The organism is Pseudoalteromonas rhizosphaerae, assembly GCF_028885455.1.
Taxonomy (GTDB): domain Bacteria; phylum Pseudomonadota; class Gammaproteobacteria; order Enterobacterales; family Alteromonadaceae; genus Pseudoalteromonas; species Pseudoalteromonas rhizosphaerae.
This window is the reverse complement of the sequence record NZ_CP118496.1, coordinates 497,298-520,898: the sequence shown is the minus strand read 5'-3', so window position 1 is coordinate 520,898 and position 23,601 is coordinate 497,298. Positions and strand designations below refer to the sequence as shown.

Sequence of the window (23,601 nt, the reverse complement as noted above, 5' to 3'; positions counted from 1 at the left end):
TAATTACTTTTGTTTTCGGCGGCGCATAAATGCAAATGGTGCAATAAGCAATGTTAACCATGCTAGTGAACCGCTGTCACCGTCATTATTATCGTCATCTTTGCCCACAATATTCTTTACTCGTATTTCAACATCAACAGCTTTAGAGTTATTACCCGCACTATCAACAGCGATAACACTAAATGTAAAGTTACGCTCATATTCATAATCAATACTACCTGCAACAACAATTTCACCCGCAGCATTAACAGTGACTAAGTCAGTGCCTGACACAATAAACTTAGTAACAGGACTTACATCAGCATCTGGATCACTAAAGTTGAGTTTACCAATCACAGTGCCAAGCGCTGTATTTTCATCAACACTAAAGCGTTGATTATCAGCAATAACTGGCGTGTTTTCTAATGCGTCTTGCGCTACAGTGATTGTTACTTCAACAGCTGCAGATTGATTACCAGCACTATCCGTTGCGCTAACCATCAGCTTTATCTCAGGTGTTGCATCATAATCAACGTCACCCGCCACTGTGATTTGGCCAAGTTCATCAATTGCAATACCGTTATGACCTGCAACTGTGTAGCTTACAATTGGTGTTACTGCTGTATCTGGATCAATAGCACGTATTTGACCAATCACAGTGCCTACCACGGCATTTTCTTGCACTTTAAAAGTTTGCCCGGCTTCGATAATTGGCGCAACTTCTGCTCCTTCATCAGCGACATTTAACACGTTAATCGTCACAATTTCAGCAGCTGACTGATGACCATCTTCATCAATTGCGACTATCTCTAACGTAATAGTACTTTGCTCTTCAAAATTAAGTAGTTGAGCAACGGTTAGCATCCCCGTATTATCAATCGTGATTGCATCACTTCCCGCTACAGTAAACATAGTGATTGAACTGTTATCTGGATCTGTGAAAGCTAATTGAGCAAATGCGGTAGCTACTGGGGTGTTTTCTGCAACAGAGAATACTTGGCCAGAATTTATAATTGGGGTTACTTCGCTCGCTTCATCTGCAACATTGGTAATGTTAATAGTAATAACAGCAGGCTCTGATGTATTTCCCAAAGTATCGATGGCAACAACGACTAGTTCAGCGATGTGCTTACCAACTTCAAAATCAACTAACTCGCTGTTTGATACAAGAATTTGCCCTTTATTATCAACACTAAAGCCTTGATGAGTTTGCGATTGCACATAAAACTCAGCAATCGCTAAATCTCTATCTGATTCCACAACACTCAAGGTGCCAACGAGATGGCCGTTTTCCGCATTTTCAACAACATCAAATGATGCATTTGCAAGCTTAGGAGCCTGCGTTTTTGGTAACACTAAGTCTTCAGCAGTCACTAATTTCAGTACATCTTGTAATGACGATGCTGTAAAAGCAAATGGCGCACTAGCATTCACAATCGCTTTTTCACCTGGCGCAAGTTGATTTACGACTGTATCACTGCCATCCACCGCAGTTAAACTCACTGACGCTGAAGAACTAAAGGTCGTAGCGCCAACTAGACTATCTGTTTCAAAGTACACGCCGCCACCATAAGATGGATAGCCTACAGATGCCTTAATATTTAACGGATCACCTAAATTATCACGTGTTAACCCAAGTGTGCTGCTACATACCGAGAAGGTAATGGTATCTGCACCGGCTGATTGATATAACGGTGTCAAAAACCGAAGCGTTTCTGCGCCAGCGTCATCGATAGTACCAATAACAGTACGTGAACGCCCTGGCGAAGTCGTTTTACGACCTCGGTCATTGTAGTTCTGCATAAGGAAGTCATAGGCACCATCGTTGTTGGTGTCTATATCTAAACGATAACCTGCTTGGAATACATGAGTGATCTCATCACGTAACTGAATCGATGCTGTAACTAATACACCAGATTCACATCCTTCAGCTGCTATTGCATTGAATGTCGTTGCAAGAATATTGAACGGTGCCTCTGCTGCTGACTTAACTTTACCAGTTGCAACAATATTTTCTGTCATTGTTGAAACTGTTGTTGCCCCGGTATTCTCAACGATAAGTTGCATCTCATTACCAACCACTTCCGGAGCAATACTTAATTCACTAGCCGCTTTTGGTAGCGCATGATAAACAACATGTAGCGCATAATCTGAATCAGTGTCATCCACATCGTCAAACACTAAGGCACCGTCAAACTCTGCGAGCGTTAATGCGGCGCTTCGTGCAGCTACCGACTCGGCATCAAATGGGTTTTCCAGTTTCCACTCGTGCAATTTACTAGGATCAACCGTTAGCGTTACATCAAACTCTGTAGTTTGACCTGCGGGAATTGTTACGCTGGCTGGAATATCCCAACTGATTGCACCGCTGTTTTTATCATTTGCGTAACGTGCTTCAGTCCGTAATTTGTAGGTTTTTTCTTGTGTCGAGAAATTTTTCACGGTGACTGTTTTGCTGATTGACCTAACGCCAGTAAAATTTTCTAAGCCAAACGATAATGCCGCTTGTTTAGTTTTAAACTCGGTATTATCAACCCATGCTGCAACAGGCAGATTAACCGCTTTTTCAACGTTAACTAAACCAGCACCAATCATACTAATTGGTGCTAATTCAGAATCTGGATTTGTGCTAAGCGGCTCATTAGTCACATTTAGATCTGCCGTATTCATTAATGTTGCTTTAATTTCAAAGGCATTACGCTGTGGGTGCGCTGCGCGTACTAACGCAACCGCACCGGCAGTAATCGGTCCTGAAAAGGATGTACCTGAAGCTGGAGCTAGTTGATCTTGCGTACCAGTTGCTGCAACCATAATGCTTGTACCTGGCGCTGTGATTTCAGGTTTTAATAAACCATCCATTGATGGACCGCGCGATGAAAAGGTTGCCACAGCACCTGATGTTACTTTACGCTCAACAACTAAGCTATATGCAGCCTTGCCTGATACTTTAAGCTCCGCTTTTATCGCTGCCCCGGCAGCATAAGTAATGCCAATATTTGGGATGGTAACCGTGGCATCAAATCCACCCATTGAAGCAGGAGTACCGTCATCTTCGTTATTTGCAATAAATACAAACGATGCGCCGCGCTGTTGTGCATGCAGTACTTTTTTCGTGAAATTACATTCACCACGATCTATAAGCACCGCTTTATTATTAAAATCGTTGTCTTCTGAAAATGCTTCACAGCCATTTTGATTTGCGGTTGGGTAAACAAGTTCAGCATCGGTATCTGCCATAGCAAATGCGGTTTGCGGACCAAAACCTGAAACTTGAAAAACAACCTCTTCTCCAAGCACGGTACCTGAAGCAATCCCAATATCTAATGTTGGATGCGTCATCGCACCAACTGCAAGTGCGTTTGGCGTGGTACTTGGTCCCCCAATACGAAAAGGATGATCGCCATCATTGCCTGCTGAGATAACAACATTTACACCTAAATCAACCGCTTTTTGAATTAAGTATTGAGTACCTCCGTCAGTTTCAGTGCCACCAAACTCGCCACCTAAAGACATATTAATAACATCTACGCGGTCAGAGATATCGCCATCACCATTAGGATCCATTGCCGCTTCTAATGCTGATGCTTGTGCTGCACTTGGACAACCACCACCACACACTGAGTACACATATAACTCTACTTCAGGAGCAATTCCAGTGACAGAGTGAGAAACAGACGTACCATGACTGGTCGGTTCATCAACATCGGGGATCACGACTACAGGATCATGTTCAATTGGATCAGCATCGTCACGAATAAAGTCGTAGCCACCATGTACGATGCCTTGCGGCCAAGCTACAGAAGTAGGATCAGCTTGAGCTGCGTCATACGCCTCTACGGTACCCGCACCACCAAAAACGTTGTGCGTGTAGTCAACACCTGTATCCAGTACCGCTACCGTTTGACCTTTACCTGTTACAACCCCATTTGCAACCAATGGTGAAGCTTTTAAATAATCTGCAGATGCGGCGACATGTAATTCATAATCATACATTGGCAGCACTTTCTCAACTCGGTAGTCACGGGCAATTTTTTCTAACGCCTCAGGGCTTGCTTGTACAATCAAAGTAGGCGCCAGCACTTTAGTTTGGCCGATTACTTTTGTACCAAAATCTAGACTACTTAGTTCAATTGTCACTTCACTTTGCACTTGCTCAATTTGTGCAATGGTTGCACGGCTGTCACCTATTTGATAAATACCTTGCGCCATTAGATCGGCGGCGGTTGTCGCTCTTAGCACAATCATATGAGCTGATGGTAACTGTTCTTTAACTTCGGTTTCATTAAATGTAGCTGTAGAGAAATTATTGAGAGCGGTAATACTGTGTGCTGTTTGCACTGTTTGTGCATTTACCGATGCCGCCATTAGCGCTGATGATACTGCAATTGATAAGGCTGTTTTTGTTATTAACTTGTTAGACATAAATTCCTCTGATGAGATTATTGTTATTAAATGTCCCCAAAAAGAAACATCAAGTCCCGAATACTACACCAGCAAGAAACAAAAAAACAACATTGAAACAAAAAGTGTAACCATTTTAGGTAATCACAATAAATTTAAAACAAAAAAAATACCGCCCAATGGCGGTATTTTAACTAAAGCTATATGCCTTTAGAGGCTATATTACTACTTTTGTTTACGGCGACGCATAAATGCAAACGGTGCTACAAGCAGCGTTAACCATGCTAGAGAACCAGAGTTGTCATTGTCGTCATCATCGTTCGCACGTAGATTGTTAACACCAACAACAACACTCACGGCTTTAGACACATAACCTTTGCTATCTTCAGCTTGAACACTGAATACGATTTCACGGTCAAATTCGTAATCAATTTCGCCAGCAGTAACAATTGTTCCATCTGGATTTACTGAAACTAAATGGCTACCTGATACAATAAAGCGTTCAACTGGTGACACATCAGAATCAGGGTCAGAGAATGCAAGAGTACCAATAGTTGTTCCTAAAGCAACATTTTCATCAATTCTGAAACGTTGATTCATCTCAATCATCGGTGCATGTGAATTAGGATCAATTTCCACGTTAAGCATTACAGTAACAGGTGCAGACTCTAAACCGCTATCATCAGTTAGCGTAACTTCTAACTCAAGTGTTGGCATTGCATAATGATTTAGGCTACCAGTAACGACTAATTCACCCATTTCATTAATTGCAATTACGTCAGAACCTTTAACACTGCCTGAAACAATCATCGTTGCTGAACTTTCGAAAAGCTCCGCTGCTAGTTTACCAATAACAGTACCTTCAGCTGCAGATTCAATCACGTTGAATTTTTGACCTTCAGCAACAACCGGAAGTTCATCAGCTACGTTATTGATTGTTACTGTAAATGTTACTGGTGCAGACTCAGTACCAATAACGTCAACAGCTTTTACTGTGATTGTAATTTCTTTAAGACCAGCTTCTGAGTCAATTAAATCAGTGTTATCAACAATGATATCACCAGTATCAGCATCAACAATAAGACCCGGAGCAGACATACTCAAAGTTTCAAAATAAGCAATATCAAGTGCTGCCTCAGCATCGAGTTTGATTGTGCCAATAGTTAAACCAGTAAGCATTGTTTCGTCGATTGCAAAATCTTCAATTACTAAGTTAGGTACTTTAGGTGCACCAGGAATATCTCGTGGCGCAGATAAATAAACTTTCGTTCCTGCAGGTGATGTAAGAGCAAACGCACCGCTAGATTTAACAACAGCTTTTTGACCTGGCTCTAGTTTAGTGATTGCATTATCTACGCTATCAGTCGCATACATTGTTACTGCAGGGTTCGCTGTAAACACAGTAGAACCAGCTGCACTATCTGTTTCGAAGAATACACCAGCCTGATAACTTGGGTAACCAACTGAAGCTGCAATATTAATTGTTCCTCCCAGCATGTTTGCATCTAATCCTAACAGATTACTACATCCAGAGAAGGTCACTGTATCTTCGCCAGCAGCATGATACATAGGTGTACCCCATTGCCATACATCCTCACCCGCCGCATCGATTTCACCAATTAATGTACGGCTGCGTCCAGGTATTGCAGCATCACGGCCAACATCATTAAGATTCATCATAAAGTGATCATAAACACCGTCATTATCAATATCGAGATTCATACGAACACCGACTTGACGCATATGGGTAATTTCATCTCGTAATTGAATTGAAGAGGTAATAAACACTCCAGAATCACATGTTTCAGATGCATAAGCAGCAAATGTAGTGCTAAGAATGTCAAAATCTATCTCAGCATTTTCAGGGCTAGATGCAACGACCTGCTCAGATGTTGGCTCTACAGCCAGCGCACCAACGTTCTCAACAACTAACTGCGTAGAACCATCGATATCTTCAAAAGAGAATTCTAACTCAGCACCGGCCTTAGGTAATGCATGATAAACAATGTGTAAGTCGTGATCCGTATCGGCTGTTGAAGTATCATCAAATACCAATGCGCCATCAAATTCAGCCATTGTCAGTGACGGACTACGAGCAGCTAGATCATCTTGGCTAAATGGGTTTTCTAATGTCCACTCATGAAGTTTAGATGGATCAACTGTCATGGTTACTTCGAATGTTGTTACCGTATTTGCCGCAACAGTTACACTACGTGGAATATCAAAGCTAACAGCACCTGTATCCACATCATTCATATAACGCTCTTCAATACGAAGGTCATATGTTTTGTCTGCATCAGAGAAGTTTTTCAGCGTCACTGTTTTTGTAAAGCTGGTTGTTTCTGTCATGCGTTCTAAACCGAATGATAACGCAGCCTGTTTAGTTTCATACTCATCATCTTCAACCCATGCTGCGACAGGTAAATTAACCGCCTTTTCAACATCCACTAAGCCTGCACCGATTAAACTAATTGGTGCAAGTGGTGAATCTGGGTTAATACTAATAGGATCTACGGTTACGTTTAAATCAGCCGCATTCATGATTGTCGCTTTTATTTCAAACGCATTACGCTCTGGATGCGCTTCACGAACTAATGCAACAGCACCGGCAGTAATCGGACCTGAGAACGAAGTACCTGTTGCTGGAGCTAGCTGATCTTGTGTACCAGTTGCCGCTACCATAATATCAGTACCTGGCGCTGTAATTTCAGGTTTTAATAAACCATCCATTGATGGACCACGAGATGAGAATGATGCAACTGCACCCGCAGTCACTTTACGCTCAATCGTTATGGTATATGTTGGCATTTCACCGGCCGCTAAAGCAGCTTTCATTGCTGCACCTGCAGCAAAGTTAATGCCAACATTAGGAATTGTTACTGCAGCATCAAAGCCACCCATTGGAGCAGGCGTGCCATCATCAGTATTGTTTGCTATAAATACAAACTTAGCACCACGGTCTTGAGCATTTAATACTTTTGCCGTGAAATTACATGCACCACGGTCAATAATTACCGCTTTACCAGTAAAGTCAGTTTCAGCAGAGAATGCCTCGCAGCCATTTTGGTTTTCTTCAGGGTAAACAACTTCAGCATCGGCATCTGTCATTACAAACGCAGTTTGTGGACCAAAACCTGACGGCTGAATTGTGGTCTCTGCGCCTTCAATTGTGCCTGTTGCAACGCCAACATCATTTGTAGGATGCGTCATCGCGCCAACAGATAATGCGTTAGGAGTTGTAGAAGGGCCACCAATACGGAATGGGTTATCGCCATCATTACCAGCAGAAATAACAACGTTTACACCAGCCTCAACCGCTTTTTGAATTAAGAACTGCGCACCGCCACCGATGTATGTGTCACCAAACTCTCCACCTAAAGACATATTGATTACATCAACACGATCTTCTGAATCACCATCACCATTTGGATCCATAGCGGCTTCTAATGCCGAAACCTGTGCTGCACTTGGACAACCGCCGCCACACACTGAATACACGTATAGCTCCACCGCTGGTGCAATACCTGTTACTGAGTGAGATACAGATGTACCATGGCTTGTTGGTGCATCTTCTTCTGTAGGAGCGGCTGGATCATTTTCAATTGGATCAGCATCATTACGTATGAAGTCATAACCACCCATAACTTGGCCTTGTGGCCAATTTACTGTGGTAGGATCTGCTTGAGCTGCCTCATAAGCTTCAACGGTTCCTTCACCACCAAAAATTTTGTGAGTATAATCAATACCCGTATCTAATACTGCAACAGTTTGCGTTGCACCTGTAACTGTACCATTTACTACTAATGGCGACGCTTTGATGTAGTCAGCGGTTGCTGCAACATGAAGGTCGTAATCAAACATAGGTAAAACACGCTCTACGCGTGAATCTTTTGCAATTCGATCTAGCGCACCTTGACTTGCTTGAACAATTAACGTCGGTGCCAAAATTTTAGTAGAACCAAGTACTTTTACATTACTATCAAGAGTAAATAACTTATCTTGAACTTGGCTTTGTAACGTTGCTACTTGGTCATAACTTTGACGAGCATCAGAAACATTATAGGCGCCTTGCTCCATCATATCAGCTGCTGTTTTTGCCTTTAAAACAACAAGGTATGCTGAAGGTTGATTTTTATTAACAATATCGGTCTGTGATACTGGTGTGTAGCTAGTATTCTTAAGTGCGCTGTTATTTATAGTATTTGCATTTACAGCACCTGCAACTAAGATGCTTGTTACAGCGGTTGCAACCGCCGTTCTTTTTATTAGATTCTTAGACATGATTTCCCCTGGGATATGTTATGTATTATTGTACTTATTGATGATCATAAATTAAGTGCGAGACTAATATAGAACTTCAACACCCAAAATGACAACAATTCGATTACATGTAAATTACAAAAAGCAATGTGAAAATTAACAAATCAACACTAAGTGACTGTTTTAAATAAAAAAATAATCAAAAAAATAAATGTAAATCTTTGTAAACGGAATAATTAAAATCTACCAATGTACCTAAAAGGAAAGCAATGAACTCTGATGTTATAAATATTCTAACAATGGCAAAAGTAATCCAAACAGCCGTTGCGCCAGTTTTTTTAATTACTGGTATTGCTGCTACGCTGGGGGTTTTATCTAATCGCTTAGCTCGAATTACCGACCGTGCTCGTCAACTTGAACGAAAATTAAAGGTAAGTACCGATGAAGAATTTAATTCATCGCTAACAACCGAGCTACGAGCACTGCTGAAACGCTCTCGCTGTATCCATATTGCCTTTAGTTTAAGTGTATTAAGTGCGGTACTTGTTTGCGCCGTGGTCATGCTGTTATTTTTGTCTCATATTCAATCAGTTAATTTAGGTGTTTCCATCGGCAGTTGTTTTGTTGGCGCAATGGCACTACTTATTTGTGCATTTATGTCTTTACTGGGTGAGGTGTTTTTAGCTACTCGTAGTATGCGCAGAGGAATGATCTTTGCTGATATTGATATCAATAATTAAGATACAATCTTAGTTTTATAATTCAATAACAGTTCAGTTTAACCGCAATATACTTGAATAATCTGACTTGCTGATATACAACAGCAACTGTACAAGCAATGAATTACATATAAGGGGCAAAAGGAATGAAGTTAAAGCAATTATTTTTAGGTGCAACACTTTGTGCACTAACATTTGGTGCAACAGCAAACTCTGTATTTGAAGAGCCTAGTGACGCCATTGAGTACCGCCAAGCGGCATTTTCAATGATCCGTGTCCAAATTGGTGATATGGGTGACATGCTAAAAGGCAAAGTACCTTTTGACGCAGAACAGTTTAAGCATCGTGCAAATAATGCTGCTGCATTATCAAAAATGCCATGGGAAGCATTCGTTGCAGGCAGTGATAAAGGTGACACATCTGCATTACCTGCTATTTGGAGCGATAACGAAACCTTTATGAAAAAAGCAGCAGCATTTCAACAATATGCTGACGAACTAGCCGTTGCCGCGCAAACAGGCGATAAAAAAGTAATTGCTAAAGCATTTGGCCCATGGGCTAAAGGCTGTAAAGATTGCCACACATCATTTAAAGACTAATCTTTAATGCGATCATCTTAAAACTAAAACGGCGCTAAATTAGCGCCGTTTTTGATCTGTTAAACAGTTTAACTAAACAAGTAAGCCACAGGCTCTGCGCCCCATGTCATCAGTAATGCCGCAAATACAACGACAAGAATAATTATCGCAGTCCACGGTGATTTTGTTAGCTCTTCATTACTATCATTATTTTTTTCAGCGGCATAGCCCGTAACCATTGCTTTGACTAAATTTTTACCTTTCATGCGATAAATTACAATTGCCACAATATGGAGAATAATCGCGTACAACAATAAATCAAAGTTCTTATAATGCACCCAGCCGGCCCATTCAACTACATTACTTGATACATACTGCACTAATGGGCCATCTGTCAAAATGTCATCGGTGGTCATTAAGCCGCTTACTAACTGCGCCAGTAATAAAATAAAAAATGCCAACACCATGTAGCTGCCCGCTGCGCCATGGCCTGGTTTATTATCTGTTTGTTTAAATGATTTTAGTGCTGCGCTAGGTGAATGAAACAATGCACTTAACTTAGCTGTTTTGCTACCAATCAAGCCCCAAATAAGACGTGTTACTAGTAGCGCTAAGGTGAAAAAGCCAGCCACAAAGTGTAATTCCATCATGCCTTCTTCAGCACTAAAATACAGCGCCGCAATTGCAATAACTAACAACCAATGGAAACTGCGAATAAACCCATCCCATACTTTAATTTTATGCATGCTTAACCTCTTTTGCGTAAAAGCTTATTATTTCAAACTTTTGTTAATTTAGCATCTTTGCTGTTCAGGGTTAATTGATCTATGGCAGACTAAGGGCATTAATTACCGTAATGAATAATATTAATGACACTTAGCACCAAACGCGCACTCCTAAAAGGCTTTTTAGATATGCTACCACTGTGTTTAGCAGTGATCCCTTGGGGGATTTTATGTGGTTCACTGGCAATTCAAAATGGCTTTAGCGCATTTGAAACCCAAGCCATGTCATTATTAGTGTTTGCCGGTTCCGCCCAACTAGTCGCTATAGAGCTAATGGCTGGCAATACGCCTTTATTAACTATTTTATTCACCACCTTCATAATTAGCTCACGGCACTTTTTATACGGCTTAGCGGTGCGTCATAAAGTGATTGATCAGTCGCTACGCTGGCGCTTACCGGTAAGCTTTGTACTCACTGATGAGCTGTTTGCGTTTTCCCATCATCGCAAAGCTTATCGAACTAAAACTCGCTTGATCTACGCGCTCAGTGCCGGCTTTAGCTTTTATATTACTTGGAACTTGTGGACATTAATTGGCATCGTAGCGGGCAGTCTGCTACCTGATCTCACTAATTTAGGCTTAGACTTTGCTATTGCTGCAACTTTTATTGCATTAGTAATTCCTGGTATTAAGAATCTAGCTACATTGGCAACGGTTGTAAGCGCTGGTGTTGTGGCTACCGTTTTAAAAAGCCAGGGGTTTGAATTATGGTTAGTAGCTGCGGCACTATCGGCGATGACTATCGGTTACCTTATTAGCCGTATCCAAGGTAAATTGGAGCATAATTGATGATAACAACTATTTTACTTATGGCATGTATTACCTTTTTTACCCGTTACTTATTTTTACATCGTGACCTACCATTTAAAGTTGGCCCGAAAATGCAGCAGTTTTTAAGTTTTAGCGCACCGGCGGTACTTACCGCGATTTGGGTACCTATTGTGTTTGTAACAGACGAGGGGATAAATTTAGATTGGCAAAACCCATACCTCAGTGCGGCAATAGCAGCTATTATTGTCGCATATAAAACGCATAACATTTACTACACAACACTGGTTGGTATGGGTTTATTTTTGATCTTAAATTAGCGCATTTGTAATGCGCTAAAAGTAGCCTTAAACGCTGGCTAATAAAATTGCACGACTCTTATCAAGCGTGACTTGCTCTCGCTCACCGAGTGCCGTCATCCCATGGCGCTCTAGTTGCGCAACAATTTTGTCTGCGACTTCTTCACCTAAGTTATAATCACTTAAACGCGTTGGCATATTAACACTATGAAAAAACGCTTCTGTTGCTGCAATCGCTTGCTCAATAGCCGTATCTTCATCGCTAATATCAAGGCCTAAAACACGCTCTGCGTATTGTAAGATTTTACCGCGCTTAGTGTCTTTTTGCTCCGCCATCATGCGCGGTAGTACAATTGCCAAGGTTTGTGCGTGATCAAGACCATAAACCGCTGTCATCTCATGGCCTAACATATGCGTTGACCAATCTTGTGGCACACCAGCACCAATTAAACCATTCAATGCCATGGTTGCTGACCACATAATGTTAGCGCGTACTTGGTAATTATCTGGCTCACTGAACGCTTTCGGTCCTTCTTCAAGTAAGGTCATTAAAATACCTTCAGCGAAACGATCTTGAAGTTTTGCACCTACGTCATAGGTCAAGTATTGTTCCATGGTATGTACAAACGCATCAACAATACCGTTTGCCACTTGACGTTTTGGTAATGAGTAAGTCACCGCAGGGTCGAGCACTGCAAATTGTGGCTGTACTAATGGACTCGCAAACGGCAGTTTATCGTGGCTATCAAGGTTTGAAACCACACTAAAAGAATTTGATTCAGAACCCGTTGCTGGCAAAGTCAATACAACACCTAATGCTATTGCTGATTTTACCTCACCGCCTTTAGCTAGAATATCCCATGGCTCGCCGTCATAATTAGCTGCTGCGGCAATAAATTTACTACCATCAATTACCGAACCACCGCCTACAGCAAGAATATAATCAACTTGCTTTTCTTTAACCAAAGCAACAGCTTTCATACATGTTTGGTAACTTGGGTTAGGTTCAATACCGGCAAATTCAAACCAAGTGTGTTCGCTTAACGCCGCAGCCACCTGATCATAAATACCATTACTTTTAATACTGCCACCGCCATAAGTAACAAGTACCTTTGCGTCTGCCGGGATCTCATTTTTGATTAAGGCAATTTGCTGTTCGCCAAAATGAATCTTGGTTGGGTTTGCAAAACTGAAATTTAACATGCTTGCTCCATTGCTTTGAGGTGCTCATTATTTAGTGTGAGCTAAAATTTGCTGACCACCTAATTGTAGGGATTTAAGCATTAATTTAAAGACTAAGCTCAGAGAATCACTTTTGCACAGCTGCAACAATAGATGGTATAAACTATAATTACTTAATATTTGAGAACTAAATTATGTGGCATGGCCTTGATGAATTTTTACATGTGGTTGAACATGGCAGCTTTACCAAAGCAGCCAAAGTCATGGAAGTATCAACTTCCCATATCAGCCGCCAAGTACAGCAACTTGAAAACCGCTTAGGCTCATTGCTATTTCAACGTACCACCCGAAAAATAAGCCTCACCGATGCCGGCCGCGAATATGCCGTAAAGCTCAAAGCAATTAAACAAGAGCTAATTGATGCTAATAATCAACTGCAAGGTGAGCAACGTAAACCCAAAGGGGTCATTAGAATTTCTGGTGCTGGTGAATTTGTTGCATGTCATGTAGCACCTAAAATTGTTGAGTTTGTAAAACGCTACCCTGAGGTTGAAGTAGATATGGACTTCAACAATCGTAATGTCGACTTAGTTGAAGAAGGTTTTGATTTAGCGATCCGTTTTGGCCGCATGCAAGACTCTAACTTAATTGCACGACCACTTAGCCCGCGAATCATGACTCTCGTTGCCAGTCCAGAATATTTAGCACATCACCCAACCCCAACTACGCCTCAACAATTAACCGCTCATAATTGCTTAATTGCCATGGGGAAACGTTGGCGATTTAATTTTGCCGGCGATATTAAAGAGGTAAAAGTTGCCGGCAACTGGCGCAGTAACCATCCGCGCGCACTATTATCTGCGACATTAGCAGGCTTGGGCATTGCCCATTTAGCCACTGATATTGTTGATAAGTATATTGAAAACGGGCAACTAATTACCTTACTTGATGAGTTTCAGGTAACAGACAATGCCTCTTGGTTAGTGTATCCACGTAAAGATTTAATGCCGTACAGAGTGCGATTATTGATTGAACATTTACTTACAAGCTTTAATCATGCAAGTTAAAATAAAATGGTCTATGCAATGTGATGATAATTTAAGCTGTATGTCTGTCACAACTCAGGATAGAATTTAACAAACAACAATAACAAGAGAGCAACATGAACGACTTCTATCAACTTTCAGCCAGCAATCTGCAAGGCCAAAGCATTGATTTTTCAGATTTCGTAGGCAAAGTTGTGTTAATTGTCAACACTGCCAGTAAATGTGGCTTCACTCCACAGTACGAAGGTTTACAACAATTACATGCAAAATACGCTGATCAAGGGTTAGTAATTATTGGTTTTCCGTGCAATCAATTCGGCAAACAAGAGCCTGGCGGCGCAAAAGAAATAGCGCAAGGTTGTTTAATTAACTACGGTGTTGATTTTGTGATGATGAGCAAAATTGATGTTAATGGCGAAAACGCCCACCCCGTATTCAGGCATTTAAAATCAGCCTTACCTGGATTTTTAACCCGCAAAATAAAATGGAATTTCACTAAGTTTTTAGTTGGCCGCGACGGCGAGGCAATTAAACGCTTTGCACCATTTACCAAACCGCAGCAAATCGAAGGTGCTATTATCAAAGCCCTTAAAAGCAGTAATATCTAAACTCTAAAAGCAATAAAGAGGCAAATTGCCTCTTTATTTAAATTATCTCTTAGTCGTTTAAATACTCATCTAAGTCATCATCGCCCAAGTTTTTACGCAAGCGTTTTTGCTCAAGGTAGTCTTCCAACTTTTTCTTAACCTTTTGCTTATTCTTGTCGTGTTGATTACGCCCGACCATTTCGTACTCGTCTTCAACAAAATCGTCATCTAGCGCATCGTAACTAAATGTCTTACCCACAACCCACTCCATAAAGTGTTTGAGACCAATTAAGGATTTTTTATCACTATCATTGGTAAATTAAAAATGTTCAGCACTATTTCACCGTATGAAAAAGCACCAAAATAAAGCCATAACGCAATTCTAAAATAGTGTTATGTCGATATTGTGAATAAATAGCGCTAAATTTGAGTTCTGGAAAGTGAGAGTTTTTTATCGAAACGATAAGTATCTTTTATGTATTAATGTAAATTAGTCAAAATGACTAAAAAATGGCTTTTTTTATAACATTTAAATGTAATTAAAAAAGGAAAAAAACAATTAACTCATTGTTTTTAAATGCCAATAATTATTGGCATTAAACTTGATAAGTATTAAATACGTTAAATGCGTACTGGTCATAATCAACAAATTAGCAGGAAATAAAAATGAAAAAATTACTATTAATAAGTTCTTTATTCATTGCCACAGGGGCAATGGCACACAATGATAATGAGACGAATATTTCTTTTAGCGGCGACACATGTGACGTTGAATTTAAAAATGATGTGCGTATTAAGCCAAATGAATTAGAAATTTTTACAGCTGATAACCACACTATGACTTTTATAAACAGTGGCGAGTTAATGATTGATGGCCAAACTTTGACACTCAACAGTCAACAACACCAAGCGATCAGTAATTATTCAGACAGTCTGCGTAGCCAATTACCAGAAGTCGCGAACATTGCTCTTGAAGGCGTTAAAATTGCCGGGGTCGCCATTGAAGAAGTCGCCAATGCATTTAATATCGATGGCCTAGATAGCATTAATGAATTAATGGCTGATATTCAGGTAGAAGTACAAAACACCTTTTACCAACAAGGCGCTTTTGTAATGGGCCAACAAAGCTTTAGCCAATTTGGCGAAAACTTTGAAAGCCAATTTGATGAGCAAATAGAAAGCGCTGTACAAGCTGCGATGATGCAATCGATGGGTAGTATTTTAATGGCTGTAGGTTCAGAACTAATGGGCTCTGGTGGCGATATGCAAGCCTTTGAACAACGCATGGAAAATATGGGGGCTGAAATTGAAGCCAAAGTTGAGCAACAAGCTAACCAACTTGAAAAACGCGCTGATGCACTGTGCGGTAATTTTTCAACCATTGCTGATCAAGAGCAACAATTAGTTAAACTAGTTCCAGAATTGAAAGACTACCAATTATTTAGTTATAAACAAAATAACTAACTTGAACTCAGGTTCTAAACGCTAAAAGTTTGATATCCCTTTAGCAGCACTCTTTTTTAAAGGTGCTGCTTTTTTATGCCATGCTATTTCTTCGCTAAATGCACTAACTCACCTAGCTTTATAATCGCTTGCTCAATTTTTTCACCCCATGGCAAACCATAACTTAGTCGAATACAACTGCGGTATTTATTGGTGGCTGAAAAAATATAGCCAGGAGTAATGCTAATGCCACTTTCTAATGCCAGTTGAAATAGTTTTACACTATCGTAAGCCGCACCTAAATCAATCCAGATCACACATCCGCCTTGCGGATCGCTGATCCTAGCGGTACTCGGAAAGGCCTGTTGTAAACACCAGATCATTCGTTCTTTATTAGAACGTAGACGCTGTCGCAGTAGTTTTATATTACGATCATAATCACCACTAACTATAAATTCATATAACGTCCATTGATTGATCAATGAAGTAGAACAACTCAATGCACGCTTATAGCGACGCGCTTTGGCAGCAAACTTTCCGGCAATCAACCAGCCAACACGATAACTCGGCGCCGCAGTTTTAGAAAACGATGCACAGGTTAATACCAACCCTTTTGTTGAGTAAGCCTGAGCGGGTGTACCGCGCTGCGGGGTAAAATGTAAATCACCATACACATCATCTTCAATTAGCACCACATCTTGAGATTCCAATAACTCTACTAATTGTTTACGCTTATGATCAGGCATAAAACTACCCACAGGATTATTGATCGAAGTAGAGAACACACAAGCTTTAATATCGTGATCATGTAAAGCCTGGCTCAGATCATCAAGCCAGATCCCATCATCAGGACACAGCGGGATCTCGAGCGCCTTGAGGCCCAGGCTTTCGATCAATTCAATGATACCAAAATAACAAGGTGACTCGATCGCCACCACATCACCTACTTTAGTGACACATTTTAGCGCAATCGCCAGTGCTTCTTGAGCACCGTTGGTGATCACAAGTTCTTGCGAGTCAACACCAATGCCAAAATCTAAATAACGATGGATTAACTGCTTTTTCAATGGTGCAAAACCATCCATCGCACCATAATTTATGGCGCGACTGCCGGCAATCGACATAACCCGGCGCATCGTACGACTTAGCATTTTATCAGTTGGAGCGGCAGCAACAGGATTAGCAATGCCAAACGGTACGACATCGGCTTGATGAATTGCATCATACACTTGCTCAATTAATACCTGCATGTTGACCGAAACTGGCTCACGATTGAGTTTAACCCGCTTTGGCCGCGCTAACTGGGTGTGTGCCGTTTTTAAAAAATAGCCTGACTTTTCTCGTGCTTCAACCAAACCTTGTGCCTCAAGTGATTGGTAAGCCAATTTCACCGTCGGAATACTGACATTAAGCTTAGTGGCCATTTTACGTAATGAGGGGAGTTTTTCGCCTGGTAATAGTGTCCCCTGCTCACTCAGCTCACGCACCAGCTGCATTACTTGCTGATATAAAAAGTCATGGTTGGTTTTGCTGATCACCAGCGACATAGTAGACACCTTAAAGCCGTACAATCTGTATAGGTTGCATTTATAGTTTTCTGTGTATGTTAAGTATACAGAAGTATCTTAAAATAAACACTTAATCGACATAATGGACCAAGGCCATGAAAAGTATCGTGCTTTATGCACTAACCGTTTTAATTTGGGGCTCTACCTGGCTCGCAATCGAATTTCAACTTGGCGATATCGCCGTTGAAGTTTCACTATTTTATCGCTTTAGTTTGGCTGCAATTCTAATGTGGGTATGGGTGAATATTAAAAAATTACCGATGAATTATAGTCGTCGCGATCATGGCTTTTTCGTATTACTAGCACTGTGTAACTTTGGCCTTAATTACTTAGTACTTTACTGGGCACAACATTATTTAACGTCAGCCATGGCATCAATCGCCTTTTCAATGTTGTTATTAATGAACATTGTAAATACCCGATTATTTTTTGGTAAACCCATCGCTAAACGTATTTATACGGGTGCATTGATAGGGGTATTGGGCATCATCAGTCTGTTTTGGCCACAATTACAGCAGTTCGACTTGAGTAATGGGGCGTTGGTCGGTTTGCTACTTGCCTTAGCTGGCACCTTTGTGGCTTCATTAGGGAATATGATCAGCGTACGTAACTCTCAACAACGTATTGGCGTCATGCAGGGCAATGCATGGGGCATGTTATACAGCGCTATTGGTTTATTTGTATATGTAATCATCAGCGGTGCCGATTTTAGCCTGTCGGCCCCAGCAAGCTACTGGTATTCATTAGTTTATTTATCGGTGTTTGGGACGGTTATTGCATTTGCATGTTACTTTGCACTACTAAAAAATATCGGCCCAGAACGTGCCAGCTATGTGATTGTGTTATTTCCATTAGTTGCAGTGACTTTAAGTACATTATTTGAAGGTTTTAGTTGGCAAGCCAATACGTTTATCGGCTTTAGTTTAGTACTGCTTGGTAATGCTATTGTACTGACTCCAACAAAAAGAATTAAAGCGTTTATTGAGTCTAATAAAGCATCATTTGCTAATAAACGCTCCATCCCCAGTTAGAATGCGTATATACGCAACTAACGCCAAAAGCGCCTACTTGTTAGGCGCTTTTTTATTACTAACATATTACTCGTCATTTAACATTGCGGCATACAAAAACGCAACGCGAGCGGATGAATAGTCACCACCGCAGGGGTAACGCCTACCAGCTCACCATCTGCTTCGATTGGTAAATCAGGCGTATTTATATAAGCAATTTCTAAGCGCTGGTAGTTGAGCTCTTTCATACCGTGGTGCTTACGTAGCAATAAGCGCACAAAACTGTAGAGGTTACCTAACAAACCACGCGTAGGCACGCGATAGCACTCTAAATAGCCACTATTCAATTGTGCTTTTGGCGCTATCATCAACCCCCCACCAAAATAATGATGATTTGCAAATACAGTAATCAAATTACCATATTCGCATTGCTGCCCTGCAAAACTCCCAGCCAAGCGAGAAGGCTGATAAACGAATAAACACTTAAAGCCAGCTAAACTATAACTTAAAGCGGATAATGCAGGCTTGGTTTGCAATGCCTGTACTACATGCGCATCAAAGCCAACCCCCGCAATATTAATAAAGTAACGGCTATTTATTTGGCCAATATCGATTTTTACTTGATGCTCACTAAAAATAGCATTACGCCAAGCTGAGTTTGAACAGCCAAAGCCGCGTGCAAAATCATTACCCGTCCCCTGAGGCAATAACGCCAACGAGCAACTCAATCCCATCAATGCGTTTACAGCCAAATGCAGGCTGCCATCACCACCGAGCGCAACAACGCGCTTTTGTGACTGAGCCAAAACCGTTATTTTTTGGCAATCATTGGTAAAATGTCCTGTGGTGTAAAAAACAGTGTAACTAATTTGACGTTTTTGACACTGCTCTAATAACCAAGTGCAATTTTTTTTATGTTTTTTTTGCGTACTTGGTTTAATAATTATTAGCATCTGGATACCAGCCTATTCAAAAGTAGGAAAATAGACATATTCAAAAAATAAATTAATCTGAATAATTAGTCACTTTATTTATTATCTAATGCATTAAAATATCAGTGGCAGTGTAATATTGCTTTTAAACAAGTGATTTAGGCGAATTTAAATTTCATAACCATGCATAATACTCAGTACACACTATCTGAATCATACCTTAATAAAAACAATTCGGATTAGTTATTTCTATTCGAACACCCTAATTTTTATCGTTTTATTTTTGTGCAAAAAAAGCTCAGAATAGCCGTGTTGTCAAAACAGACATAACCCGGAGCAAAGTAATGAACCCAGTAAATACATTAAACGAAAATGCAGCTACCCATGTTGCAGTAAAATCGACCAACCGCAAAGCAAAAATGCTTGCCAGACTTAACCGTTTCGGCAAAAAGCTAGCTCTTGGCGGCGCAGTTCAATACAAGTAATCACCCAACCATGATTACTTTAGCGGTGCAGCAAACACCCAACCACTAAATGAAACTACTTATTTAGCTCCCTCGTTTGCTGCAACCCCTTCTTTAAACTCCCTAAAAACTCCTTTTTTATAAAAAAACCTCTTTTTTAGAACAAAAAAACAGCAAACGATCTTTTTCCTATTTACACACCCCAATCACCTGCGTATTATTCTTTCCCAACGGAGAGATGGCAGAGTGGTCGAATGCACCGGTCTTGAAAACCGGCAGGGGTTTATAGCCCCTCTAGGGTTCAAATCCCTATCTCTCCACCATTATTACGTTTTGGTGGTTCACTCGATTATCAAAATGACAATTTATGCGCCGGAGAGGTGGCCGAGTGGCCGAAGGCGCTCCCCTGCTAAGGGAGTATAGGGTTTGTAGCTCTATCGAGGGTTCGAATCCCTCCTTCTCCGCCATTTAATAACGAAAAAAGCCCCGCAATTTATTGTGGGGCTTTTTTTGTTGTTAAAAATGGCAGAAGGCGGGTGAGAACCCTCGACCAGGGTTCGATAAAATGTCAGGAACATTTTAGGCCGCTGCAAGCGTCGCGAAGCGATTAGTTACATGGACGTAAGCAAGCCCATCCCCACGTTTGACACAAATTTCAGAATGAAAAGCCTATTGTTTTATGTCCGTAACCTTTACACCAATGAAGGCGGGTGAGAACCCTCGACTAGGGTTCGACCAAACTTTGTCTGGAACAAAGTTAAACGCACGCAGTGCGGCCAGAAAACTAAACTCTAGATCCCTTCCGCTAAGTTGTGTAATGTAATATCAAATAGAACACATAAGTCAGCTCTTAAACCAAATTCAAAAATCGTTCTGACTTTTCTTTTTAAAAACAACAAAATATTTTCTAAGGCTACAAGTTGAATAACAGTGAGGACAAAGAAAGTGGTATTTTATATGCAGTTTTTACAACTGTATTATTGTACTTCCTTTTCAAAATCACTTTAATTTACACAATAGTTTCAGACCGACATGCCCCTTGTCTAAGCTCTCGCTGGGACAACATTGAAGTAGTTATTACTCCTTTTTCAGCATTCTTAATTTTAGCAATGTTGAGTTGTATTTGGTTGTTCCTTAGTTGTTTAAAATATAAAAAGAAAGTAGGTAAAGCAGCCTATCTAGTATTTTTTTTCGCAGCGATATTCTATTATTTTTGGTTTAAAGGTTTTTACGGCTTTTGGTTACTAATGGAGTATGAGCAGGACAAAATAACCCTATCTCAATTTTTTAACAAAACTGGGGGCGATGAGTTATTTAAATTATATGATGGGCATCACGAAATTCAGATATTGTGCCAACCATATAATCACAATGCAGATAAAAAACCGGATAACTAACTGTTACATCATAGTAATGCAATAGGTTGCTACCTATTAAATCAATACTTTAACCTAGTCTAGGTATTCTCTCGTAACGATTGGGTGAGCAGGTAAAAATTCATCGCAGATAAATGGTCTTGTATTGATACAAGCCTGTAGATTATTTTTTTGTTGTATGTTGTCGGGTTTCGCTGCGATCAAACTCACCTACAGTGCTTCTGCGTAAAACGGGTAAAGAGGCTAAACAGTCTCTTTATCTTAATAACCCAAACTAAACCCATCGGCATCTAAATGCGCCGGGAAACTTTGCTTAAAGAGCTCAAGCGGCTGTTTGTCCAAAGTGATAATAACAACATCAGCTTTGTTATCAGTAGCGGCTGCTAACGTATCACCTTTAAAGTCATACACTGCCGTGCCGCCATTGTGCGCGACGCCATTAGCATCATCACCAATACGATTAACGCCAATCACATAACACTGGTTTTCCATCGCCCGCGCCATTAGTAAGGTGTCCCATACTTTGCGCCTTGCAGCAGGCCAGTTGGCGACATTAACCATCACATCGTAGTCATTGCGATTGCGCTGAAAGACCGGAAAACGTAAGTCGTAACAAACTTGCGGTAGAATTCTAAAGCCATTAAGGGTGAACACTTCACGTTGCTGCCCTGCGGTTACAAAATCGCCCTCTTTGCCCAAGCAAAATAAATGCCGTTTGTCGTAATATTTCACTTCGCCATTGGGCCATGCCCAATAAAAGCGATTAGCTTTTTTATTTCCTTGCGTTACCAATACCGAGCCTGCAATTACCGCATTGCTTGATTTTGCCGACGCGATCATCCAATCAAGCACTTTGCCTTGCTTTAACTGATGATCCGGCTCTGCGCAATCAAGGTTAATAGCAAAGCCGGTGGCAAAGGTTTCTGGCAATAAAATAAGCTCTACTGATTTATCTATATCAGCTATTTTATTGCCAAAGTGTGCCAAGTTGGCGTCTTTATCTAACCAATTAAGCGATGTTTGTATCAGTGCTATGGTTAAAGTTGACATAAAATCTCCGCGGCTTGTAATAGCGTGGCGTCATTTTTGGCAAAGCATAAGCGAATAACTTTATCGTTGCTTGGTTGCTGATAAAACACGCTTAGTGGAATGGCTGCAACGCCTGCTTGTTCTACTAACCACTGGCAAAATTCTACGTCATTTAAATCCGATACATCGCTGTAATCAAGCAGTAAAAAGTAGGTGCCTTCACTTGGTAAAATGGTAAAGCGGCTATCTTTTAGTGCTTTACTAAGTACATCACGCTTTTGTTGATAAAACTCACTGAGCTCATCCACATGCTCACCTTGCTGTTCTAACATATCGGCTAATGCATGTTGTGCCGGCGTAAAGCTTGAAAAAGTCACATATTGGTGAATTTTACGAAACTCGACCGCAAGTGCAGCGGGTGCGATGCAGTAACCCATTTTCCAGCCTGTGCTATGAAAAGTCTTGCCAAAGCTTGAGATCACAAAGCTGCGAGCAAACAATTCGTTATCACGCAGTACACTTAAATGCGGTTGCTGATCAAAAGTAATATGCTCGTATACTTCATCACTTATCAGGTATAAGTCATGCTTAATTACTAAGGCTTTTAGAGCATTAATATCGTGCTGTTTTAACGTTTTACCACTTGGGTTATGTGGGGTGTTGATTATAATAGCCCGCGTTTTGCTATTGATAGCCGCAGCCACCGTTTGCCAGTCAATTGCATAACTCGGAGCATGCAGAGCAATATTGACTGACTTACCACCGGCCAATTCAATCGCTGGCTGGTATGAATCATAAGCGGGGTCAAACACAATGACTTCATCACCTTCGCGCACCAGCGCCTGAATGGCAACAAACAAGGCCTCGGTCGCGCCAGAGGTTACCGTTACTTGCTGCGCGGCATCTATTTCAGCTGCATATTTTCGTTTTGCTAACTGGGCAATTTGTTGCTGCAGGCGCGGTACACCAGATGAAGGTGAATATTGATTAACTCCTTCAAGCACATAATGATTAAGCTGTTTTTTAAGTAGCTCAGGCGCATCAAACTCAGGAAACCCCTGCGATAAATTAATCGCTTCGAATTGATTTGCTAAAGCAGTCATTTGACTAAAAATACTGGTGCCTAAATTTGGCAATTTACTTTCAAACACTGGTTACCCTTAATGATGGTTTTG

At 40.8% G+C, this 23,601-nt stretch carries 19 protein-coding genes and 2 tRNA genes; 12 read left to right on the top strand and 9 right to left on the bottom strand.

Features of this window, described 5'->3' with window-relative positions; all coding sequences use genetic code 11:
* Nucleotides 1-3 precede the first annotated feature (3 nt).
* Nucleotides 4-4,401, bottom strand: a complete 4,398-nt coding sequence (locus PVK79_RS02360; RefSeq protein ID WP_145239998.1) for a S8 family serine peptidase — start codon at nucleotides 4,399-4,401, stop codon at nucleotides 4-6.
* Between the two features lie 204 nt (nucleotides 4,402-4,605).
* Nucleotides 4,606-8,661, bottom strand: coding sequence for a S8 family serine peptidase (locus PVK79_RS02355; protein ID WP_145240000.1), 4,056 nt, complete (start codon nucleotides 8,659-8,661; stop codon nucleotides 4,606-4,608).
* A 248-nt stretch (nucleotides 8,662-8,909) separates the two neighbouring features.
* Here PVK79_RS02355 and PVK79_RS02350 point away from each other — a divergent pair, with 248 nt between their 5' ends.
* Both PVK79_RS02350 and PVK79_RS02345 read left to right on the top strand, forming a co-directional pair.
* A complete protein-coding gene (locus PVK79_RS02350; RefSeq protein ID WP_145240002.1) occupies nucleotides 8,910-9,380 on the top strand; it encodes a DUF2721 domain-containing protein in 471 nt (156 codons plus the stop codon).
* A 125-nt stretch (nucleotides 9,381-9,505) separates the two neighbouring features.
* Complete coding sequence (locus tag PVK79_RS02345; RefSeq protein WP_182730735.1) at nucleotides 9,506-9,958, top strand: c-type cytochrome; 453 nt, start codon at nucleotides 9,506-9,508, stop codon at nucleotides 9,956-9,958.
* Nucleotides 9,959-10,026: 68 nt separating this feature from the next.
* Here PVK79_RS02345 and PVK79_RS02340 read toward each other — a convergent pair whose 3' ends face one another.
* Complete coding sequence (locus PVK79_RS02340) at nucleotides 10,027-10,683, bottom strand: cytochrome b/b6 domain-containing protein (RefSeq protein ID WP_257325230.1); 657 nt, start codon at nucleotides 10,681-10,683, stop codon at nucleotides 10,027-10,029.
* A 123-nt stretch (nucleotides 10,684-10,806) separates the two neighbouring features.
* On the opposite strand from PVK79_RS02340, the gene PVK79_RS02335 reads away from it, so the two are divergent.
* Both PVK79_RS02335 and PVK79_RS02330 read left to right on the top strand, forming a co-directional pair.
* On the top strand, nucleotides 10,807-11,511 hold the full coding sequence (locus PVK79_RS02335) for an AzlC family ABC transporter permease (protein ID WP_145240009.1): 705 nt from the start codon (nucleotides 10,807-10,809) through the stop codon (nucleotides 11,509-11,511).
* Nucleotides 11,511-11,810: an AzlD domain-containing protein gene (locus PVK79_RS02330; protein WP_145240011.1), complete on the top strand. Its 300-nt coding sequence runs from the start codon at nucleotides 11,511-11,513 to the stop codon at nucleotides 11,808-11,810. The genes PVK79_RS02335 and PVK79_RS02330 overlap by 1 nt, the downstream gene beginning before the upstream one ends.
* Nucleotides 11,811-11,837: 27 nt before the next feature.
* On the opposite strand, the gene PVK79_RS02325 is transcribed toward PVK79_RS02330, so the two are convergent.
* Nucleotides 11,838-12,992, bottom strand: a complete 1,155-nt coding sequence (locus PVK79_RS02325) for an iron-containing alcohol dehydrogenase (RefSeq protein ID WP_145240013.1) — start codon at nucleotides 12,990-12,992, stop codon at nucleotides 11,838-11,840.
* Nucleotides 12,993-13,165: 173 nt separating this feature from the next.
* Here PVK79_RS02325 and PVK79_RS02320 point away from each other — a divergent pair, with 173 nt between their 5' ends.
* Together PVK79_RS02320 and PVK79_RS02315 are read left to right on the top strand one after the other, a co-directional pair.
* On the top strand, nucleotides 13,166-14,038 hold the full coding sequence (locus tag PVK79_RS02320) for a LysR family transcriptional regulator (protein ID WP_145240015.1): 873 nt from the start codon (nucleotides 13,166-13,168) through the stop codon (nucleotides 14,036-14,038).
* A 95-nt stretch (nucleotides 14,039-14,133) separates the two neighbouring features.
* Nucleotides 14,134-14,625, top strand: a complete 492-nt coding sequence (locus PVK79_RS02315; RefSeq protein WP_257325229.1) for a glutathione peroxidase — start codon at nucleotides 14,134-14,136, stop codon at nucleotides 14,623-14,625.
* Between the two features lie 49 nt (nucleotides 14,626-14,674).
* Here the strand turns inward: PVK79_RS02315 and PVK79_RS02310 are convergent, their stop codons facing one another.
* Nucleotides 14,675-14,863, bottom strand: coding sequence for a PA3496 family putative envelope integrity protein (locus PVK79_RS02310; RefSeq protein ID WP_145240019.1), 189 nt, complete (start codon nucleotides 14,861-14,863; stop codon nucleotides 14,675-14,677).
* Nucleotides 14,864-15,270: 407 nt separating this feature from the next.
* Between PVK79_RS02310 and PVK79_RS02305 the strand changes: the two genes are divergently transcribed.
* Complete coding sequence (locus PVK79_RS02305; RefSeq protein ID WP_145240021.1) at nucleotides 15,271-16,068, top strand: YggN family protein; 798 nt, start codon at nucleotides 15,271-15,273, stop codon at nucleotides 16,066-16,068.
* 83 nt (nucleotides 16,069-16,151) lie between these two features.
* On the opposite strand, the gene PVK79_RS02300 is transcribed toward PVK79_RS02305, so the two are convergent.
* Nucleotides 16,152-17,594 (bottom strand): aminotransferase-like domain-containing protein, encoded by a 1,443-nt coding sequence (locus PVK79_RS02300; protein WP_145240023.1) that lies wholly within the window; start codon nucleotides 17,592-17,594, stop codon nucleotides 16,152-16,154.
* A 116-nt stretch (nucleotides 17,595-17,710) separates the two neighbouring features.
* Here PVK79_RS02300 and PVK79_RS02295 point away from each other — a divergent pair, with 116 nt between their 5' ends.
* On the top strand, nucleotides 17,711-18,646 hold the full coding sequence (locus PVK79_RS02295) for a DMT family transporter (protein ID WP_145240025.1): 936 nt from the start codon (nucleotides 17,711-17,713) through the stop codon (nucleotides 18,644-18,646).
* 77 nt (nucleotides 18,647-18,723) lie between these two features.
* On the opposite strand, the gene PVK79_RS02290 is transcribed toward PVK79_RS02295, so the two are convergent.
* Nucleotides 18,724-19,578, bottom strand: a complete 855-nt coding sequence (locus PVK79_RS02290; RefSeq protein WP_257325228.1) for a diacylglycerol/lipid kinase family protein — start codon at nucleotides 19,576-19,578, stop codon at nucleotides 18,724-18,726.
* 323 nt (nucleotides 19,579-19,901) lie between these two features.
* Between PVK79_RS02290 and PVK79_RS02285 the strand changes: the two genes are divergently transcribed.
* From PVK79_RS02285 to PVK79_RS02270, 4 genes are all read left to right on the top strand, one after another.
* Complete coding sequence (locus tag PVK79_RS02285; RefSeq protein WP_182757905.1) at nucleotides 19,902-20,042, top strand: hypothetical protein; 141 nt, start codon at nucleotides 19,902-19,904, stop codon at nucleotides 20,040-20,042.
* 211 nt (nucleotides 20,043-20,253) lie between these two features.
* Nucleotides 20,254-20,344: transfer RNA gene (locus PVK79_RS02280), tRNA-Ser, on the top strand.
* 51 nt (nucleotides 20,345-20,395) lie between these two features.
* Nucleotides 20,396-20,488: transfer RNA gene (locus PVK79_RS02275), tRNA-Ser, on the top strand.
* Between the two features lie 453 nt (nucleotides 20,489-20,941).
* On the top strand, nucleotides 20,942-21,418 hold the full coding sequence (locus tag PVK79_RS02270; RefSeq protein ID WP_257325227.1) for a hypothetical protein: 477 nt from the start codon (nucleotides 20,942-20,944) through the stop codon (nucleotides 21,416-21,418).
* Between the two features lie 240 nt (nucleotides 21,419-21,658).
* Here the strand turns inward: PVK79_RS02270 and PVK79_RS02265 are convergent, their stop codons facing one another.
* Both PVK79_RS02265 and PVK79_RS02260 read right to left on the bottom strand, forming a co-directional pair.
* Complete coding sequence (locus tag PVK79_RS02265) at nucleotides 21,659-22,447, bottom strand: amidohydrolase (RefSeq protein WP_257325226.1); 789 nt, start codon at nucleotides 22,445-22,447, stop codon at nucleotides 21,659-21,661.
* Nucleotides 22,435-23,577, bottom strand: a complete 1,143-nt coding sequence (locus tag PVK79_RS02260; protein WP_145240033.1) for a methionine aminotransferase — start codon at nucleotides 23,575-23,577, stop codon at nucleotides 22,435-22,437. Before PVK79_RS02260 ends, PVK79_RS02265 begins: the two co-directional genes overlap by 13 nt.
* Nucleotides 23,578-23,601 lie beyond the last annotated feature (24 nt).

Excerpts from the sequence above, each read along its gene's own strand:
- PVK79_RS02320 (WP_145240015.1), top strand. The coding sequence starts at position 13,166 with ATGTGGCATGGCCTTGATGAATTTTTACATGTGGTTGAACATGGCAGC.
- PVK79_RS02350 (WP_145240002.1), top strand. The coding sequence starts at position 8,910 with ATGAACTCTGATGTTATAAATATTCTAACAATGGCAAAAGTAATCCAA.
- PVK79_RS02285 (WP_182757905.1), top strand. The coding sequence starts at position 19,902 with ATGAACCCAGTAAATACATTAAACGAAAATGCAGCTACCCATGTTGCA.
- PVK79_RS02345 (WP_182730735.1), top strand. The coding sequence starts at position 9,506 with ATGAAGTTAAAGCAATTATTTTTAGGTGCAACACTTTGTGCACTAACA.
- PVK79_RS02360 (WP_145239998.1), bottom strand. The coding sequence starts at position 4,401 with ATGTCTAACAAGTTAATAACAAAAACAGCCTTATCAATTGCAGTATCA.
- PVK79_RS02305 (WP_145240021.1), top strand. The coding sequence starts at position 15,271 with ATGAAAAAATTACTATTAATAAGTTCTTTATTCATTGCCACAGGGGCA.
- PVK79_RS02335 (WP_145240009.1), top strand. The coding sequence starts at position 10,807 with ATGACACTTAGCACCAAACGCGCACTCCTAAAAGGCTTTTTAGATATG.
- PVK79_RS02265 (WP_257325226.1), bottom strand. The coding sequence starts at position 22,447 with ATGTCAACTTTAACCATAGCACTGATACAAACATCGCTTAATTGGTTA.
- PVK79_RS02340 (WP_257325230.1), bottom strand. The coding sequence starts at position 10,683 with ATGCATAAAATTAAAGTATGGGATGGGTTTATTCGCAGTTTCCATTGG.
- PVK79_RS02355 (WP_145240000.1), bottom strand. The coding sequence starts at position 8,661 with ATGTCTAAGAATCTAATAAAAAGAACGGCGGTTGCAACCGCTGTAACA.
- PVK79_RS02295 (WP_145240025.1), top strand. The coding sequence starts at position 17,711 with ATGAAAAGTATCGTGCTTTATGCACTAACCGTTTTAATTTGGGGCTCT.
- PVK79_RS02330 (WP_145240011.1), top strand. The coding sequence starts at position 11,511 with ATGATAACAACTATTTTACTTATGGCATGTATTACCTTTTTTACCCGT.
- PVK79_RS02290 (WP_257325228.1), bottom strand. The coding sequence starts at position 19,578 with ATGCTAATAATTATTAAACCAAGTACGCAAAAAAAACATAAAAAAAAT.
- PVK79_RS02325 (WP_145240013.1), bottom strand. The coding sequence starts at position 12,992 with ATGTTAAATTTCAGTTTTGCAAACCCAACCAAGATTCATTTTGGCGAA.
- PVK79_RS02300 (WP_145240023.1), bottom strand. The coding sequence starts at position 17,594 with ATGTCGCTGGTGATCAGCAAAACCAACCATGACTTTTTATATCAGCAA.
- PVK79_RS02315 (WP_257325229.1), top strand. The coding sequence starts at position 14,134 with ATGAACGACTTCTATCAACTTTCAGCCAGCAATCTGCAAGGCCAAAGC.